This window comes from Nocardioides sp. Z21_20, assembly GCF_059766585.1.
On the sequence record NZ_JCBAJX010000002.1, the window covers coordinates 451,858 to 468,856 of the forward strand.

General features: G+C 64.9%; 15 protein-coding genes. 7 read left to right on the forward strand and 8 right to left on the reverse strand.

All coding sequences use genetic code 11. From position 1 onward, the window contains the following. The first annotated feature begins 28 nt into the window (after positions 1-28). A complete protein-coding gene (locus AC6EH9_RS05830; RefSeq protein ID WP_498421457.1) occupies positions 29-3,985 on the forward strand; it encodes a YobI family P-loop NTPase in 3,957 nt (1,318 codons plus the stop codon). 156 nt (positions 3,986-4,141) lie between these two features. Here the strand turns inward: AC6EH9_RS05830 and AC6EH9_RS05835 are convergent, their stop codons facing one another. The 6 genes from AC6EH9_RS05835 to AC6EH9_RS05860 form a co-directional block, all read right to left on the reverse strand. Further along, entirely contained in the window at positions 4,142-5,269 is a 1,128-nt protein-coding gene (locus tag AC6EH9_RS05835) for a tyrosine-type recombinase/integrase (protein WP_498421459.1), read from the reverse strand. Positions 5,270-5,332: 63 nt separating this feature from the next. Continuing rightward, entirely contained in the window at positions 5,333-5,566 is a 234-nt protein-coding gene (locus tag AC6EH9_RS05840; RefSeq protein WP_498421461.1) for a helix-turn-helix transcriptional regulator, read from the reverse strand. 245 nt (positions 5,567-5,811) lie between these two features. After that, a complete protein-coding gene (gene mobF / locus AC6EH9_RS05845) occupies positions 5,812-8,478 on the reverse strand; it encodes a MobF family relaxase (RefSeq protein WP_498421463.1) in 2,667 nt (888 codons plus the stop codon). A 490-nt stretch (positions 8,479-8,968) separates the two neighbouring features. Beyond that, a complete protein-coding gene (locus AC6EH9_RS05850; protein ID WP_498421466.1) occupies positions 8,969-9,820 on the reverse strand; it encodes a restriction endonuclease in 852 nt (283 codons plus the stop codon). A gap of 158 nt (positions 9,821-9,978) precedes the next feature. Beyond that, a complete protein-coding gene (locus AC6EH9_RS05855; protein WP_498421468.1) occupies positions 9,979-10,173 on the reverse strand; it encodes a hypothetical protein in 195 nt (64 codons plus the stop codon). 121 nt (positions 10,174-10,294) lie between these two features. Further along, positions 10,295-11,113 (reverse strand): HIRAN domain-containing protein, encoded by an 819-nt coding sequence (locus AC6EH9_RS05860; RefSeq protein WP_498421470.1) that lies wholly within the window; start codon positions 11,111-11,113, stop codon positions 10,295-10,297. Between the two features lie 197 nt (positions 11,114-11,310). Here AC6EH9_RS05860 and AC6EH9_RS05865 point away from each other — a divergent pair, with 197 nt between their 5' ends. From AC6EH9_RS05865 to AC6EH9_RS05880, 4 genes are read left to right on the forward strand one after another with little or no spacing between them, the layout of a single operon-like run. Continuing rightward, positions 11,311-11,532, forward strand: a complete 222-nt coding sequence (locus AC6EH9_RS05865; protein ID WP_498421472.1) for an addiction module protein — start codon at positions 11,311-11,313, stop codon at positions 11,530-11,532. Next, positions 11,529-11,786, forward strand: a complete 258-nt coding sequence (locus tag AC6EH9_RS05870) for a type II toxin-antitoxin system RelE/ParE family toxin (protein ID WP_498421474.1) — start codon at positions 11,529-11,531, stop codon at positions 11,784-11,786. The genes AC6EH9_RS05865 and AC6EH9_RS05870 overlap by 4 nt, the downstream gene beginning before the upstream one ends. Positions 11,787-11,833: 47 nt before the next feature. After that, complete coding sequence (locus AC6EH9_RS05875) at positions 11,834-12,418, forward strand: MarR family transcriptional regulator (protein ID WP_498421478.1); 585 nt, start codon at positions 11,834-11,836, stop codon at positions 12,416-12,418. Then, positions 12,409-12,867, forward strand: a complete 459-nt coding sequence (locus tag AC6EH9_RS05880) for a HEPN domain-containing protein (RefSeq protein WP_498421480.1) — start codon at positions 12,409-12,411, stop codon at positions 12,865-12,867. Before AC6EH9_RS05875 ends, AC6EH9_RS05880 begins: the two co-directional genes overlap by 10 nt. Before the next feature lie 235 nt (positions 12,868-13,102). Here AC6EH9_RS05880 and AC6EH9_RS05885 read toward each other — a convergent pair whose 3' ends face one another. Further along, positions 13,103-13,666 (reverse strand): TetR/AcrR family transcriptional regulator, encoded by a 564-nt coding sequence (locus tag AC6EH9_RS05885; protein WP_498421482.1) that lies wholly within the window; start codon positions 13,664-13,666, stop codon positions 13,103-13,105. Between the two features lie 85 nt (positions 13,667-13,751). Between AC6EH9_RS05885 and AC6EH9_RS05890 the strand changes: the two genes are divergently transcribed. Both AC6EH9_RS05890 and AC6EH9_RS05895 read left to right on the forward strand, forming a co-directional pair. Continuing rightward, positions 13,752-14,780, forward strand: coding sequence for a hypothetical protein (locus AC6EH9_RS05890; RefSeq protein ID WP_498421484.1), 1,029 nt, complete (start codon positions 13,752-13,754; stop codon positions 14,778-14,780). A gap of 130 nt (positions 14,781-14,910) precedes the next feature. Next, a complete protein-coding gene (locus AC6EH9_RS05895) occupies positions 14,911-16,389 on the forward strand; it encodes a glutamine synthetase beta-grasp domain-containing protein (protein ID WP_498421486.1) in 1,479 nt (492 codons plus the stop codon). A 17-nt stretch (positions 16,390-16,406) separates the two neighbouring features. On the opposite strand, the gene AC6EH9_RS05900 is transcribed toward AC6EH9_RS05895, so the two are convergent. Next, positions 16,407-16,970, reverse strand: coding sequence for a dihydrofolate reductase family protein (locus AC6EH9_RS05900; RefSeq protein WP_498421488.1), 564 nt, complete (start codon positions 16,968-16,970; stop codon positions 16,407-16,409). Between the last annotated feature and the right edge of the window lie 29 nt (positions 16,971-16,999).

Consider the following 16,999-nt stretch of genomic DNA (forward strand, 5'->3'; position numbering starts at 1 on the left):
CATCGCGGTGAGGTGCGGAGGGGCTTGCATGACGCATCTCACCGGGAACCCGTCGCGGATCCGGCGGGCGGTTAACAGAGGGGCGACGAAGGTTCTTGCCTGGTCCGAGCGGAACCCGTCCGAAGCAAGAAGAGCGCTGCAGCCACTAACCGCCGAGTTCAACCCCGATCAGCACCGGGACTACGTCAACCATCTCAACGCTGCGTTGCTCGACGACTCGATTCGAAACATTGCACTGACGGGACGTTACGGCTCAGGGAAGTCGAGTGTCCTTGAAGAGTTTGCTCGGGAGAACCGAAAGCGGGTGCTGTTTTTATCTTTGTCCACGCTGGGGCCAGAGCAGGAAGAAGCCGAGACAGACGAAGACGGCTCGGACGCTCAGCATCTTTCACCAACGCATTCGGACCAGTCCAGTCCGTCGAGGGTCGACCAGATCCAGAAGGAGCTGGTCAAGCAACTGCTCCACCGCGAGCGCCCCGCGAGGTTGCCTCAGTCGCGATATCAACGCATCGACCGCCTTTCGTTTCAGCGTGCTTTCGCAGAGTCGGCTTTACTCCTGACTCTAATCGGTGTCGCGTTCTGGCTATTCGACGCGCTACCAGACGTACCCCGCTTCACGAGCGACGACTCAACCTGGCTGCGTTGGCCCGCAGCCGTTGTCGTGATATTGGCCGCCGTCTCCGTAGTTGCGTGGTTGCGACGGGCAGTTCACAACCGGTTGGATGTCTCTCAGGTCTCTGCTGCAGGTGCTTCGGTCACGCTCTCTAAGAGAACTGAGAGCTACTTCGACCGCTACCTCGACGAGATTGTCTACTTCTTTGAGTCGCGGCCATCGATTGACGTCGTGGTTTTCGAGGACCTGGACCGGTTCAATCAGGCGGGGATCTTCGAGGCGCTCCGCGAGTTGAATGCCTTGCTGAATAACAGCAGGCAGATCTCGTCCCGCCACCGTTGGCGCAGAGGACGCCGAACGATTCGATTCGTTTATGCCTTGCGCGACAGCATCTTCGAGCAACTGGGCCATGACACCAAGGAACTTGAAGACGATGCTGCTCAGGCGGAGGCTGTCCGTGCCAACCGCACCAAGTTTTTCGACCTGGTGGTGCCACTTGTTCCATTCATCACCCACCGAACTGCGCGCGAACTCCTTGCCCGTGTGCTCACGAGTAACGACTTGACGCCGGTACCGACAGTCAGCGACGAACTTGTCGACCTCGCCGCCCGCCACATCCCGGACATGCGGTTGCTTACGAACATCCGAAACGAGTTCTCCGTTTTTGCCAACCGTCTGATCACGGACGGCCACGGTATGGACACGCTCGCGCCCGATCAGTTGCTAGCGATGGTGGTCTACAAGAACCTCCACCTCGAAGACTTCGAGCTCTTGCTCCTTGGACGCAGTAACCTTGACGCGGTCTATCGCCGGAGTCGAAGGCTAGTGAACGAGAACATCGACGCGCGTCGCGCAAGGCTCCGGGAGGTCAATGACAACCTCGACGCCAAGCGGGCGGTGGCAGGCCGGGCCCGTTCTTGGGGAGCGAAGCTCGACTGGTTCGGTGCCAAGCTCTCGGAAGCGTCGGTTCACAACTCAGTCCTCCACTACTCCGTCGGCGGGACTGAGCATGATCCGTCCGAGTCCGGGAGCGTTGATTTCTGGGAAGAGGTCCTGGATGCCGACACAGGGCTGACAGTTGTTGTTTGGAACCGCCGTTTCAACGAGACCAATCAGGTGTCGCTGGAAATGGCGGAGTTGCGCGACGTGGTTGGTGGAAGTCTGCGTGCAGGGACCTGGGTGGCTGCCGCCGAAGCGGATCTGCTGCGAGAGCAAGCCTCCCTAGAAGCCGACTTGGAGGTTCTGCGGACAGCGGACTTCGCCGATCTCGCGAGGCGTAGCGACTTCACGTCCACCACAAGGGATGGTCTACGACCCTTCAGTGCGTTCGTGCGGGAGGAAGTTGATTCGGAACTCGGGCAGGCACTCATCCTCAATGGCTACATCGACCGGTACTACAACATGTACATCGCCCAGTACTACGGCGAGCGGGTGCCTGCAAACGCGATGAGCTACATCGTCCAGAACATCGACGCCAACCGCATGGATGTCAACTACGCGTTCGATAACCCCCGAGAGATAGAGGCCCTCCTTAAGGAGACAAAGCGTTCGTTCTTGACTGAGGCGAGCGGGTACAACATCGCGATCCTCGACTATCTTCTTGGCGCCCAGGACGACGGAGCAGGGCTTGTTTTGGGGACGGTCATCCGTCATATCGGTGAGGCTGAGCGCGCTTTTCTGGACGCCTACCTCGTCGCGGGTCAACATGCTCAGGAGGCGGTGGCCTACCTTGCTGCCCGTTGGCCGGCTATCTTCACCGAACTGGTGGAGTTGGCGAACCTCTCCGACAGCATCCGCGCCGAACTTGTCGACGTCGCCCTTGCCTCTTCGAGCGCGGACGTCGATTACGAACTCAATGATGCGGTATGCGCATACTTTCAATCGAACTACCGCAGATTTTCGACCATTGTCGATCCGGCTCTCCTCGAGGAGGTCGTCGAGGTTCACATCGAGGACCAGATTCCCGCGGCGGAAGACGTCCAGAACGCAGTCGCCACCCTAAGCAGGGCGGGGTTTGAGTGCGAGGACCTGGCTGTTCTTCGGGAGTCAGCTAGAGGGCTCGTCGTCGACAGTGACAGTTACCTTTTATCTCGACATAACCTCGCCACTGCGCTTGCAACCACCGATTCGCTGAGCATGGACAGCATCCGCTCCATTGACGAAGGCATATATCAGGATCTGCTCGAACGTCCAGACGAGTACTTGCGCGCTCTGGATGAGCCAAAGTCAAAAGCAGAGCTGGACGCCGACAGAGGGTCGACGGCAGCCGACACCATGACACGATGGACGGTGCGTTATCCAGAGAATTTTGCCTCGGTCCTCCTCGACGCCGCCGCACTCAGCAACGAGCAAGTCGAAGCCATCATCAGTCGCTCTCACCCTGACTGCTGCGTTGAGAATCTGAGTGACATTCCCGACAGACTCTGGGGGTGCCTCGCCGAGCACCAGCGCTTCCCGTTGAGCTTGGCAAACGCCGACGCGTACCTCACATATGTCGGCGAAGTCGATCAACATCTGGCAGGGTTTCTCATCGCGAGCCCCGCCATCATGGTCCCTGAGTTGGCACAGACAACCCAAGATTCTCAGTCTGAAGGAGAGACAGGAGCAGATGAGGCCCCCACGGAGGGGGACGAGATTGAGGCCGCCAAGGCACGGGTTGCTGAAATGGTGCTCAACGCGTCGAAGCACCTGACCGACCCTACGTTGCGGGCGGGAATCGTTGCGGATTTAGAGCTTCGACAGTGGTTCCCGGTCGCCAAGGTCCCACCGGAGAAGGGGCCTTTGCTTGGCCGTCTGCTCGCCGGACGTATATGCAAGGACTCCGCGGAGACCTTCGCGCACTTTCCTACCGAAGACTGGAAAACCCTCAGCTTCGGCATCAACAACTCGGCCAAGTTCGGCAACTTCGTCACTCCGGAGTTACTGACGCCGCCAACAACAGCAGAGTTTTTTTCGAGCTCCAACATCTCCCCGGCGCTCAAGACGAAAGTGCTGGAGCGCTTCGACGAGTTCGTCCCTACTGACAACAGTACGGTGCTATCGGCCGCAGCTCGTGCGTCGATGACGATAGGTGTGTTCCTCGGAGCAAGCCGGATCACAGCGATCGCGCACGGCACCGCAGACGGCGATCTCGTGACCCGCTTGGTTCATCGCTTCAGCGACGAGTTGACTGTTGAGGAGGCGATGGACGCCATATTGCAGGCAGGGGGGTCCTACGGCCGGCTTTCCGCAACTGGGGAAAAACTGACGTTTCCGCGAGATCCCCACCACGAAGCAGTCCTTCAGCGCTTCAAAGCCGACGGCCGCATCAGCTCTCGCGCCCATAGCAAGTCAATGCTCAAAGAGGCGCGGATCGAGGTTGAGGTCCTCTAGGTCTATCCAGCCGTGTCTGAGACCGCGTCATGCTGAGTGATGTGCAGCGCCCCCGACGCTCTCAACCCGGGCCATCGGGGGCCTCCTGAAGTCATGGGCAGATGCGCTGTTCGGATGCAGTTGCGGAACCTCGCGTTCGTTCGAAAGCGCGAACTCTCACGATGGGTGGCGGCGGGACCCGTCGTCTGCAAGCACGTCCGTTGGCTGGTGTCCGAGGGCCGTCGACATGATCGATTCCGCGGCTTTGCGAGTGCGGTCCTCCGCGGTGGGCCAGAGGTGTGCGTAGGTGTTGAGGGTCGTGGTCGCCTTCGCGTGTCCGAGCGAGCGTTGGACGGTCACCACGTCGCACCCGGCAGCGATCAGCCCGGAGGCGTAGAAGTGCCGCAGGTCGTGGAGCTTGACGCCTGACAGCCCCGCGTCTCGGAGGGTCTTGCGCCACCAGTAGCCGACGGTGTTCTGGTGCGGTGGGTCGTCGCTGTCTCCGGTGAATAGCCACCGATCCATCCCCGTGGTGCCATAGGTGGCGACGTGGTCGGCCAGCAGGTTGACGAGGCTGTCGGCGAGGTAGACGACTCGCTCGGAGCCGTACTTCGGCGCGCGTATGTCGATCGCGCCACCGTTGACGCGCTGAACCTGTCGGGAGACCTTGAGCGTCTTGCGAAGGAAGTCGATGTCGCCGAGGCGTACGCCAGCGGCCTCGCCCAGGCGGAGACCAGCGAACGCGCACAGGCCGATGAACGGCCGGAATCGTCCGTCGGCCACGGCCATGAGCTGCCCGATCTCCTCCGGGGTGGGGATCGACATCGCGGCGTCGGCGCGACGACCGCGGGGGAGGCGTACGCCGTCGGTCGGGTCCGTGCCGATCACTCGGTCCTTGACGGCTGCTCGAAACACCGATCGGACGTTGACGTATCGGGTCTTGATCGTGCCCGGGGCGAGGCCGGCAGCGTCCATGGTCTTGATCCAGGACTCGACGTCCGAGTGTCGGACCTGCTGGAGTGGCGTCCCAGCGAACGGCACCGACCTTGCAGCCAGGGACATCGCGAGCACTGTGCCGGGTGCCCAGACCTGACGAGCTGACCACTCGCCGAAGAACGCCGCGAAGGTGATCCGGCCGGCCTTGGGGTCGGCGTAGGTGCCGGCCACCACGGCTGCCGTGACTCGGTCCAGCCAGTGCTGGGCATCGACCTTGCGGTCGAAGTGGCGAGAGTGCTCGTTGCCGGTCTCGTCTCGGTAGCGTGCCCGCCACTGCCCGTTGGTTCGCTTGGCCACGTTTCCAGCCATCAGGGCTCCTCTGCTCGGTCCCCGTCTATCGAGTATCCGTCGCGCATCCGACAGAGCAGCAGTTCACATCTCGTCCTGGGGATGGCGGGACTGTTCCTCGAGCCAGAGGGCGACTTCGGTGCGCCAGTAGCGGACCGAGCGTCCGACGCGAAAGCCGCGTGGCCCCTTGCTGAGATGACGCCAGTAGCGCAGCGTCGCTTCGGGGACGCGGAGCAGAGCAGCGGCCTCCTTGATGCTCAACAACTCGTCATTGGCGTGGGGCAGGTTGGGCTCGGTAGCCCGATAGGCGTTGCTCATTGTCGTTCTCCTCGTGGCGGCGGCTGCGGTGTCTGATGCGATTCGCCTTCGTTCCCATGGGCCAGTTCGTGGCTCTGGGTGATCATCTACTTCCATCGTCCTCATGGAGCGCACCAAATTTCGCCCGTCCCGGGTGGAGCGGTCGCTCCGATTCGAGGACGGGCGGCGCCCCCGAGCGGGCTTCCCGAGGTCAGCGAGCGCCCCCGAGAGCTCAGCAAATTTTCGGTGGATGACTGGTCGAGGGTTCAGAACCCGATTTCAGGCGCTCGGCCGGTATCGGAGGTTGGCATTGGCCTCGGGACGGGCGCACTGGTCCAAACGGATTTCGAGGTAGGACGGGCGGTGCCGCTCCGAGGTCGGGTCCGCACATAGCGGCGCGGATCCATGCTGCTTGCGTGAGCTGTGGCGTAGTTGGCTGCCTCCCGGGGGGCGAGGCGGGCGGCATGAGCGGGCCCGAGGTCGGCGCGGTCCCGGCTGAACACCTCGACCCAGAGGCGGCGGGCGTCGTCAAGGTTCCCCGCGACGAGGTGGGCGCTGTTGTGCTCGCGACCACGGGTCATGCCGACGTACGCCGATGCAGCTCCGGTGTGCTCGCCGACGACCAGGCGCGCCTCGGACACGGTGTCGCCCTGGGCGCCGTAGACCGTGGTGGCGTAGGCGAGCTCGACGTGCTGCGTGGCGTAGGCGGCGTCGACCACACGTTCACCACGCCCATTGGTGAGGTGGAGGTCGCCTTCGGGTTCGGCGAAGACCACGGTCCAGCGGTCACGGTTGGCGACTCCGAGCTGGTAGTCGTTGCGTCGTGTGGCGACCTGGTCCCCGACGCCGATTCGTTCTCCAGCGTCGGTGATCACGACCTGTCGGTCCTGGACCCGGCCCGCGACGACGAGCCGGTCGCGGATCGCAGCGTTGAGGTCGGCGACCTGCTCCCGGGTATCGACTATCACCAGCGCGCCGGACTCGGCGACCTCGGCGGCGAGTGTCTGGGTGCGCTCCATTTCGTTGGCGTACAGGGTGATCTGGCCCCGCTCGACGAGCTGGTCGAACACTGCCGTGGGGTCGTCACTCGCGCGCATGGCAAGGGATAGCTCGGCGTACGCAGGATCACGGAAGCGGTGCACCCGGTCCAGGGCGACGACGGTCGTGGGGTCGGCCCATCGGGCCGCTAGGTCCAGAACGCCTCCTCGGCCGACGGCGGGCAGCTGGTGTCGGTCGCCCATGAAGGCGACGCGTGCGCCGGTCTCATCAGCGATTCCGAGGAGAGCTCGAGCGGTGTCCTGGTCGAGCATTCCGGCCTCATCGACCACCAGCAGGTCGTCGGGGCGAAGTGTCGCTCCGGGATGGGGCTCGGTGGTTTCTCTGCTCCAGTGGCCGTCCTCGTCCCATCGAAAGCCGTACTGATGGGCCAGCCAGGCCGCGGATGATGCTGCTGTTCCGGCCTCGATGGCGGCGACCTGGGCGGCTTTCAACGTTGGCGTCACGACCATCATCAGATGGCCTTGTTGCTCGATCGCCTCTCGGGTGCCTGCAAGCGTCGCTGTCTTACCGGCCCCGGCTGCGCCTTCGACAACGATGAGCCGGTGGGTGCCCGCGAGCGCGGCTACGGCATCCTGCTGGGCCTCGTCGAGGTCGCCCTCGGTGAACGGCACAGGTTGGCCCGCGTGGGCCGCGCGAGCGGCCAGGCGCCCGGTGATCTCTGCCTCGACCCGCAGCACGTCCACCGAGGTAAGGGCCCGGATGTGTTCGGGGAGCTCCTCCGGCAGCAACGGGACGCAGGCGTCGAGCACTCGGGCGGTCAGGTCCTCGGCCAGCTCGCGTCGCACCACGCCTGTGGTGACGACGTTCGACCGGGCGACCAACTGCTCGACCTCACCTCGTACGTCGGCAGCGTTCCAACCAGACCGTCTCGCACCCAACCGCGACACCATCGTGTCGACTGCCGCCGACCGATCCACCACGCCTGGCTTCACCGCACTCGACGCCGCGCGCTTTGGTGGCGTGCGATAGCCGAGCCGGTCCAGCTCGTCGACCCAGCGAAGGGTCAGCTCGCCGCCGTCGGTCGGCACAATCTTGTCGGGGCGGGCCTCGGACCACGCGCGACGGTCCCAGCCTCGTTGCAGCTCGGGACCCGGTTCCTGGCCCGGATGCTCCGCACGCCACTCCGCGTCGTAACGGTCGATGTTGCGTCCGATCTGGCGCGCTCGTGCGGAGAACGGGCCCACATAGCTCGTCAGTTCGTCGATCTCGCCCGTCTCGGAATCGAGAGTGAAGCCGTGCTCGGCAAGCGCGGAGCGGAACTCCGGGTCGGTCATGACGGCGGCGTGGCCGATGCCGTTGATGGCCTCGATGCTGTCGCGCATGCCGACCGTGTGCAGTCCTCGCCACTTGCCGCCAGCCCAGACCCGGGCATTGAGCTGCAAGTGCAGATGCCGATGCGGGTCACCTGCACGGGACGTGTAGTGCCGGACGGTGACGGCCTCGAGTCGCTCGACAGGTACCTGCACCTGGCGACCCCGAGGACCGACCCGCGTCGTGGAGTGCTCGGCCAGCCACTCCGCGATCTCCACGGCGGCTCGATCCATTGCTGCGTCGTACGCCGCGGCCACCTCAGGATGCAGCGCCGCAGCGAGCGACCAGGACTTGGGGCCGTTCACGACCACCTCGGCCAACCGGACGGCCTTGGGGTCGGTCCGCAGTCGCCCACGTGGTTCGCGGCTCAGCGGATCCAGACCCGCGACCCATGCTTCGTAGCCGTCACCGTCGAGAGCGCCGGCCCGCTCGACTCCGACGGGGGAGGCGACGAAGCGCTCGGCCAGGCCACTGCCCTCGGCGAGGTAGTAGTCGTCAACGCGTGCGTGGTCGGCCTCCACGTATGAGCGGGCGGCAGCAGCGTTCCCGCGGTAGATCTTCACGCCACCGTGCACGTCCCATCACCACCCACGATTTCCAACAGCAGGCCCAAAAATGCGTCGTGGGCCGCCCGTCCACGGGCGACCCACCTACGTCATTCGTAGCATGCGTGCCGACGACTTTGACAGTGATTCGAGAGCGATTTTCGCCGTCCTGGAGGGAGATTCTTCGTTCCGTCGACAGCCAACGTCAGCCATTCATCGGGACATCGAGGAGTTCAATGCGGGCGTCGTGGTGTCGTCATCTGCAGAGCTCGTGTTCGCGGTGGTCTCTGTCGGCCAAGGCCAGAGACGGCTCTCAGCGGGCCTTGCCGACAGTGCGCACCACCACGTCTCGTTCCTCTCGCCGCACGTTGCGAACGCATTAACGTGCCGATGAGCGGAGTTCGGGATGCGACTCGCCATTCTGTGTTGACCACGTGCCCAGGGCCCCCGCATGGACCGTTGGCCTGCGGCAAGCTCTGGCTCGCAGGACGTCTCTGATCGAGTTTGGTTAGCCGAACATGCGTGTCGGGTATGGCCATCCTTGCGGTCTGATGACATCGATCTCTACGGTCCGAGTGTCTAACCCTTGAGCTTCATACATGTCTTTCACGCCTTGAAGCTGCTCCGCGAGGCCGGACTCATCGCCAGCGACCACTTTGTACCCGGTCTCCAAACCATTGACCGTGACCATCATCCACCGGTGTTGGGGAGTGCCGCCCAGCACATTTACACCGTGGCTCAGGACGTCCGGGGTGACTCCGACTGACTCCAATGCTCTGCCCATTGGGCCGAACTGGTCAGGAGGTTCTGCAAGCGCTTCGGGGTAGTGCCGAAATGCCTCTAGCGCGACTTCGTCATCCGCGAGTCTTCCGTCAGATGCCATGCGCACCCGAAATCCTGCGCGTCTCAAAGCTGCGGACGCTGCCTCAAGGTCGATCCTTCTGACGCGATAAGAAACGGCGCGCGTCCCCGGCGGACTCCACTGACTTAGCTCATTCAGCGACATGACATCGATGCGCATGCCCCGCGCGTTCTCCAGGATGGCCGCCGCAGCAGGAGAGTGTCCTTTGGATGTCACTAGGAGACCGAAGTCTGCACGAACATCACCAACGAGACCCACAAACGATGAGGCGTGCGGGGCGTTGACTTTCTTGTCCCATCGCTTGCAGTCGACCACCAACACAGCGTTGGTCATCCCGAAGATGGTGCCTCGAACAACGACGTCCAACTGACGTTCGACTCCGCTGTCCCGTCCAGGAAGACGCACATCGCGCTCCACTTCGGCGGTACTACCCGCCAGGTACGCCAGTACATCTGCGACGCCGTTCTCGTATTCCGTGGACAGTCCATCCCGAGGCATACTTGGCCCTTCCTCCAACCGACGCCGAGAGTGCTCACGTGGACGCTGCTAAACGCGAGAATTATGCAGGCCGGCGGCGCTTAGACAATTCGGGAATCTACGAGTTCCGTCATCCGGACAAGCCGCGATCCGCGCGGGGCGATCCCGGCAGGAGGTACTCACGTCTCACTTCGCGTGATCTTTACGAAATAGGTCACGCGCTCGTTCCGGCGAACCGAGTTGAGCCGGGCCGCTTCGGCGTCAGCCGCGTCAACGTCTGCAAATGCCGTCATCAAAGCCACGCATTGCTCCGGCGCGGAGCCGTCGTAGTCCGTGTAGCGGACAACCACGGCCAGCGAATCAGCTTCGAGCATCTTGCGAGAGTAGCCAACTCTGACCTTCGCGAGCACGGATGCTCACGTCCGCATCTGCCGCGGTGAGTGCGAACCTTACCGATCAGGCGAGGTGCCCGTAGAACCCAGACAGGGACTGGCCTCAGCCGTAGAGCATGGCTGTCAGGTCAGCGCGACTGCCGATCAGGACAAGAGTGGAGTCATCGGCGTGCCCCTGGCCCGGACCTCGCATCGATACCGCAGCCATGTCCTCGCCCGCGTCCATGCGGCGGGCCACAGCGGGCGCTCGCCCCCGCTGCACGTACCCGAACGGGATGCGCGAGCCGGGCGCGCACATCGCGACGGCGTTCTTATCGTGCGGGTTCTTGGGCTCGCGCAGGAGGTCGATCCACTTGCCCTTACTCAGGTCGGCGGCTCGGTAGGCGGAGCGGTAGTGGTCCGTACCTCGTGCAGACGACGCGTACAGACCGAGGCGGCGAAGTCCTGGCCCCTTCGGGTTGATGAGTCCCCCTCCATCGACCGGGGACCAGACCGCCAGCCGATCCCCAGCGTCCGCGAGGTACAGGTTCGCCAGCCCGTCGGCCATCCGGGTCAGGTAGCGGCCCTCGTCCTCTTTCGGCGCATAATCCTCACGCCATATGCCCCGAAGAAGTGGCTCCTCCACCGGCTCCGGGTCGACCTCCTCAAGCCCGACGAAAGAAGCCTCGTCCATCACCTCCGAGTCGATTTCGCGCCGCATAAGGGCCGCCTCGGCCTCGATCTGAGGCATCATCCGGGCGGCTTCTGCCTCGACCTCGCGACGGACGCGTGCCTCTTCCACTGCGAGACTGGGGCGGGACGACGGCTGTGCCGGGCGCGGCGGTTGCGTCGGAGCTAATGGTGGTGGCTCGGCTTTCCGAGGCGAGAAGCGCACGTACACCACAATGCCGATGATGAGCACGAGAACGACGAGCCAACCCATGTTCGGGACACTAGCCACGATCAACCTCGAACGGGACCGTGTCCGGCTAACGACTCGGACCGCGATGGATGCAGACGCACTCTCATGCCGCATGGTGTGCGTTGGCTGCTAGGCGTGCAGGCGTGCAGGCGTCCGAGGGGACGACTGCCACCAGTTAACGCCGCCGGCCGGAGGCGGGGTCGGCGTACCCTCTGATCATGGTGACCCCATCACTTCAGTCCGCGATCCAGGCAATGAGCCTTGACGAGCGCTTGGAGCTGGTCGAGTACATCGAGAGCACTGTCGAGTCCGAGCCGATCGAGGTCACCGACGATCAGAAGGCGATGATCCGGTCCCGGGCAGCAGAGCTTGAAGCTGACCCCTCGGTGGGGTTGGCGTGGGACGAGCTCAAAGCTCGGCTTGCTGCGCGTAGGGCGTGAGTCGACTACCTCTGGTCTTCCACCCCGGCGTGGAAGATGACCTGACTGCGATCTATGACCACTACGAGCAGTTCGACCTAGCGCTGCCGAGTCCGTTCGAGACGCGGCTGGATGAGCAGGTCGAGCGCATCGAGATGTTCCCCGAGTCCGGGGTCATCCTGTTCGAGTCCTACCGCCGAGTGCTGCTCAAGGGGTTCCCGTACATGGCCGGGTATCTCGTTGGCGTGAGCGGCGATCCGACCTTCCGGGGTTAGCAAGCGACGCGTTGACTATCGATATAGTGGAGGATAACCTCAAGTATATGAGAACTGAGCCGCCGCTCCTCGCGCCGATCTTTCGGTCGGACGGCCAGGCGCGCCTACTCTCCACATTGTTGCTCTCCGGCGACGAGCTGAGCGTCACAGACCTGGCCGAGCGGGCTGGCCTGGCCTACCCGACCGCGCACCGCGAGGTGGCGCGCCTGGTGGACGCCGGCATTCTGAGCGCGCGGCAGGTGGGGCGCACGAGGCTGATCCGCGCCAACGACGAGAGCCCGCTGGTGTACCCCTTACGCGAGATCCTCACGGTCGCGACGGGCCCGGTGGTGGTCCTGGCCGGGGAGCTGGCCCGCATCGAGGGGATCGAGTCGGCGTTCCTCTACGGCTCCTTCGCCGCACGGATGCTCGGGGATGCCGGTCCGGCACCCCACGACATCGACGTCATGGTGCTCGGGGAGCCCGACGTGGACGCGGTCTACGAGGCGTGCACCCGAGTCGAGGCCGCCGTGCACCGTCCCGTGAACCCGACGATCCTCACCCCTGAGGAGTTTGCGGCGACCTCCGGGTTCCTGGACCACGTGCGCAACGGCCCGGCGGTCGCCGTGATCGGGGAGCTGCCGTGGCGCTGACCCCGCTCACGCGCGTCCAGCAGGCGACGGTCCTCGCGCTGGTCGAGGCGCGACGGCTCGATGTCGTGCCCGCAGACCTCGTGCGTGCGACCTCGTTCCTACGCCAGGCCGAGGAGCGCCTGGACCAACTGCAGCTGCTCACCAGCGTTGTCGTGAAGTACGGCATTGCCTACGACGCCTGCCACGACACGGGCGAGGCGCTGCTGGCGGCGTACGGCTTCCGGACGACCAACGGGCCGGGCCAGCACGAGGCGCTCGGCCGCTACCTGCGCGCGGTCTTCGACAAGCCACCAGCGGAGAGGGCGGCGCGGGAGTTCGACCGCCTGCGACGCGCTCGCAATCAGGACCGCTACGAGGCGAAGCCGGTGGGAGCCGCGGCGACCGAGAAGGCCGAGCAGGTCGCCCGAACGCTGTTCGACGCTGTCCTCGCCAGAGGGATCTCGCGGTGACCCCAGCGGTCCGCAAACAGTCCGCAAGAAGTCACGCTGAGACCGATCCCGACCATCGGCGCCCAACGGCCTCAACACCATGTTTGCGCAGGTCAGAGGCCCTTTTCAACGGAAACCGGCGAGACTCAAGAGCAGCCGAAAACCGGCGATTTCGTTCCGCTTCAACGTCTAGCCCTGCTCCAAGAAGTGCTTCCCGGATTTCGATCCGGCTAGCACTTCTTGTTTGCCTGCAGCCTTACGAAGCGTGGCTCCACAGCAGGTATGCCTGTGCCAGCTGGGCCTGCACCTTGGGCGCTGCTTCACGGATCGGGGGGATCTGCGGCCGCGTGATCGTCGCTACCGCGACGATGACCTCCAGTGCGGTGAGGTCCTGCCGTACCACCCCCTGCATCTTGAGCGCGGCCAGCACCTGATCCAGCGCCTCGACGGCAGGCCGTTGAACCTGCGCCAGAGGCGTGGCTTCCAAATCCTGGGCCCCAGCCTGCAGCGCGAGCCCGTCCGTCAGCGCACCGAGCTCCATTGCCGTCAGGCTGGACAACAGGTCCTTCCATGCCGCAGCCGGATCAGTGTTCAGCGTGCTCCGGGTCTGATCCACGGCCTGGATGATCTGTTCCACAAGGTCCTGGACCACCGCGTGCACAAGGTCCCCGCGGGAGGGGAAGTTGCGGTACAGGGTGGCGATCCCGACGCCGCTTGCGGCGGCTACAGCCTCGAGCGCAACATCGCCGCCCCGCTCGGCAAACAGGTGCCTCGCATGGGTGATGATCGCTTCTCTTCGCTGCACAGCGTCAGCTCTCATCCGCACCCCTCAAGTTGACCTTCAGTCTAGACCGGAGGAATATCCTCCGTAGAAGTGGAGGAAGTTCCTCCGAAGAAGAAGGATCATGACAACGCAGACGCCGTCATCCGGCTCTCATCGAAAGCACGCGGCCGTTTGGGCCGGTCTGACCACCGGGCTCTCCGTCATCCTGCTTGCCCTCCTGATGCTGTTCATCTCGCCGTCGCTCCTCTCCGGACCACGGGATCTGGGTTTGGGAGTGGTGGGGCCGCAGGACCGGGCAGACTCGGTCTCGAAAACCCTGGAGGCCCAGTCGCCGGGTGCTTTCGTGGTGCAGTCCTACGAGAATGCAGAGGACCTCGAGCAAGGAATCCGTGACCGGGAGATCGTTGGCGGATTCGACTTCACCGATCCGGATATGACCGTCTATGTGGCCAGCGCCGGCTCAACGGCCGTTTCCGGGACGGTCAGCAATGTCGGGGCCACCATGGCGGGCAACATGGGACAGACCGCCGAGATCGTGGACGTGGTTCCGCTTCCCTCGGGCGACCCGACCGGCGTCGGCATCGGAGGCCTGGCTTTTCCGCTGGTGTTCGGCGGCATCGTGCCGGCCGTGGCGTTCCGGTCCATGCTGTCCGGCCAGCGCTGGTGGATCTTCGCCGGCCTCACCGGATTCTCGGTGGCCGGCGGGTTCGTGGTCGCGGCCGTATTGAAGTACCTCTTTGGCAGTATCGAGGGCCCCCTGATCCCGGTTGCCGCAAGCGTTGCCCTGGGCATCGCAGCCCTGGCCCTGCCCCTGGCCGGCCTCAATGAGTGCTTCGGCACCAAGGGGTTCACCCTTGCGGCCATGTCCATGATGTTTGTGGGCAATCCCTTCGCGGGCATCGCCACCAGCGCCCAGTGGCTGCCCGCCGGGGTAGCCATGATCGGCCAGCTCCTTCCTCCCGGTGCTGCCGGAACCCTCGTCCGCACCGTGGCCTACTTCGACGGCGCCGGCGGAGGCGCAGCGGCCCTGACCCTAGGCGTCTGGGTCCTGGCGGGGATCGTGCTGTGGTTCAGCGGCCCGCGCATCGCGGCCGCCAAGGCCAGGAAAAGTTCGCTCACGGAACGGGCGGAGTTCCACTTCAACGTGTGAATCGGCGCGTTCGCGCGGCCGGATGAGGCGTGACTCGCGGGTAACTGGAGGATCCCGTGCACCTGGTGGGTGGTGATGCTGGCCCCTCGCTTCGCGGTCGCCCTTCGTCGCTGCTGGTAAAAACGGGGGCATGGCCACTGACCCCTTCGAACCCCATCCGCTGGTCCGCCTTCTCGGGAAGCCGGCCGCCGACTTCACCTGCGGCGACCTCGTTCAGGCCGCGGAGGAACTGGACCTGCGCCAGGTGAACCTGCGCTACGTCGGCGGGGACGGGCGGCTCAAGACGATCGCGTTCGCCATCAACTCCCGTGAGCACCTCGTCGAGGTCCTGACCCGGGGTGAGCGGGTGGACGGGTCCAGCGTCTTCGAAGGCACCGACACCGCGGCCAGTGATGTCTACATCGTGCCGCGTCATCGCACCGCCTTCCTGAACCCCTTCGGGGAGCGCACCTCTCTCGATGTGCTCTGCTCCTTCTACGACGAGGACGGCAAACCGCTGCCGCACGCGCACGAGCAGATCGTCCGGCGCGCTGCCGAGGTGCTCACCGAGGAGACGGGGATGATCCTCGAGGCGTTCGGCGAGCTGGAGTACTACCTCGTCGACGAGGTCGATCCGATCTTCCCGGTGGAGGAGGAGCGCGGTTATCAGGAGTCGTCGCCCTTCTCGAAGGGCGAGCGGGTGCGTGAGCAGGTCCTGGGCCACCTCTCGGCGATGGGCATCAAGCTGAAGTACGCCCATGGCGAGGTCGGGAACATCCTCGAGGACGAGCGGCAGATGGTGCAGCACGAGATCGAGTTCTGGCCCGTGCCGGTGGAGCAGGCCGCCGACGCTCTCGTCCTGGCCAAGTGGGTCGTGCGCGAGGTCGCCTATGAATATGGCCTCGAGGCGACCTTCGCCCCCTCGATCAGCAGCGACGGGGCGGGCAGCGGGCTGCACGTCCACACCAGGCTCGTGCGCGACGGCGCCAGCGCGATCGTGGATGAGGACGGCATCAACGACACCGCACGCCGGCTGATCGCCGGGTACCTGTCGGCGGCCAAGGCACTGACGGCCTTCGGCAACACCGTGCCGACGTCGTACCTGCGCTTCACCGAGGGTGACGAGTCACCGGAAGGCATCTGCTGGGGCGAGACCGACCGTTCTGGACTGGTGCGGGTGCCCCTGGCCTGGGGCGGTCACGTGCTGCCCGGCATGGTCGCCCACGCCAACCCCGGCCACACTGGGTCGATCCCCGAGCCGGCCATCCACCCCCAGACGGTGGAGTTCCGGCTCGGCGACGGCTCGGCCGACGTCCACCTGTTCCTGGCAGGCATCGCCGTCGCGGCCAGGCGAGGCCTGAGCAGCTCCGACAGTCTGAAGCTGGCCGCACGGCTGAACACCGAGGACAACGACGACTTCGAGCAGCTGCCGTCCTCGTGCGCGGAGTCGGCCGATGCGCTCGAGAGCGAGCGGGCGTCGTTCGAGGCCGACGGGGTCTTCCCCAGCGAGCTCATCGATGCCGTGCTCGAGCGGCTTCGGGAGGCCGACGATGCCGCAGAGATGAAGAAGGTGGCCAAGAACGACGATGCGCGCGTCGCGCTGGTCAACCGCTACTGGCACGTCGGCTGACGTCAGAGAGCGCGACGTCAGCGCCTGGACGCGTAGTGCGCCAGCGTCACCCCGTCCGGGAAGGTCCTCGTCCCCACCAGGCGCAGGTTCGCCCAGCTGTCCAGCGCGCTGAAGAACGGCGTGCCGCCGCCGACCAGCACCGGGTGCGTGACCACCTGGTACTCGTCGATCAGGCCGGCGCGCATCGCCGTGCCCGCGAGGGCGGCCCCGCCGATCTCCATCGGGGCGCCATCCTCGGCCTTCAGGCGGCTGATCTCGGCCACGGCGTCGCCGGTGACCAGGCGCGCGTTCCCGCTGACCTCGTCGAGGGTCGTGGAGAACACCACCTTGGGTGTCTTCTGCCAGGCACGGGCGAACTCGACCTCGATGGGCGTCGCGTCGGGCTGCTGGTCGGCGGTCGGCCAGTGCGCGCTCATCAGCTCCCACAGCTTGCGGCCGTACAGGGAGAGGCCGATCTCGCCGGCTCGGTCGTTGAACCACTGGTGCAGCTCGGCACTGGGCACGCTCCAGGCGATGTCGTCGCCGGGCGCGGCGATGTAGCCGTCCAGGGACGTGTTCATCGAGTAGATCAGCTTCCGCATGGCGTCAGCTCCTTTCAGGTGGGTCTATC

Bases quoted from the DNA above. Each gene is read 5' to 3' on its own strand.
- AC6EH9_RS05860 (WP_498421470.1), bottom strand. From the start codon at position 11,113: ATGGGTTGGCTCGTCGTTCTCGTGCTCATCATCGGCATTGTGGTGTAC.
- AC6EH9_RS05850 (WP_498421466.1), bottom strand. From the start codon at position 9,820: ATGCCTCGGGATGGACTGTCCACGGAATACGAGAACGGCGTCGCAGAT.
- AC6EH9_RS05890 (WP_498421484.1), top strand. From the start codon at position 13,752: ATGACAACGCAGACGCCGTCATCCGGCTCTCATCGAAAGCACGCGGCC.
- AC6EH9_RS05835 (WP_498421459.1), bottom strand. From the start codon at position 5,269: ATGGCTGGAAACGTGGCCAAGCGAACCAACGGGCAGTGGCGGGCACGC.
- AC6EH9_RS05900 (WP_498421488.1), bottom strand. From the start codon at position 16,970: ATGCGGAAGCTGATCTACTCGATGAACACGTCCCTGGACGGCTACATC.
- AC6EH9_RS05895 (WP_498421486.1), top strand. From the start codon at position 14,911: ATGGCCACTGACCCCTTCGAACCCCATCCGCTGGTCCGCCTTCTCGGG.
- AC6EH9_RS05830 (WP_498421457.1), top strand. From the start codon at position 29: ATGACGCATCTCACCGGGAACCCGTCGCGGATCCGGCGGGCGGTTAAC.
- AC6EH9_RS05865 (WP_498421472.1), top strand. From the start codon at position 11,311: ATGGTGACCCCATCACTTCAGTCCGCGATCCAGGCAATGAGCCTTGAC.
- AC6EH9_RS05885 (WP_498421482.1), bottom strand. From the start codon at position 13,666: ATGAGAGCTGACGCTGTGCAGCGAAGAGAAGCGATCATCACCCATGCG.
- AC6EH9_RS05840 (WP_498421461.1), bottom strand. From the start codon at position 5,566: ATGAGCAACGCCTATCGGGCTACCGAGCCCAACCTGCCCCACGCCAAT.
- AC6EH9_RS05855 (WP_498421468.1), bottom strand. From the start codon at position 10,173: ATGCTCGAAGCTGATTCGCTGGCCGTGGTTGTCCGCTACACGGACTAC.
- AC6EH9_RS05875 (WP_498421478.1), top strand. From the start codon at position 11,834: ATGAGAACTGAGCCGCCGCTCCTCGCGCCGATCTTTCGGTCGGACGGC.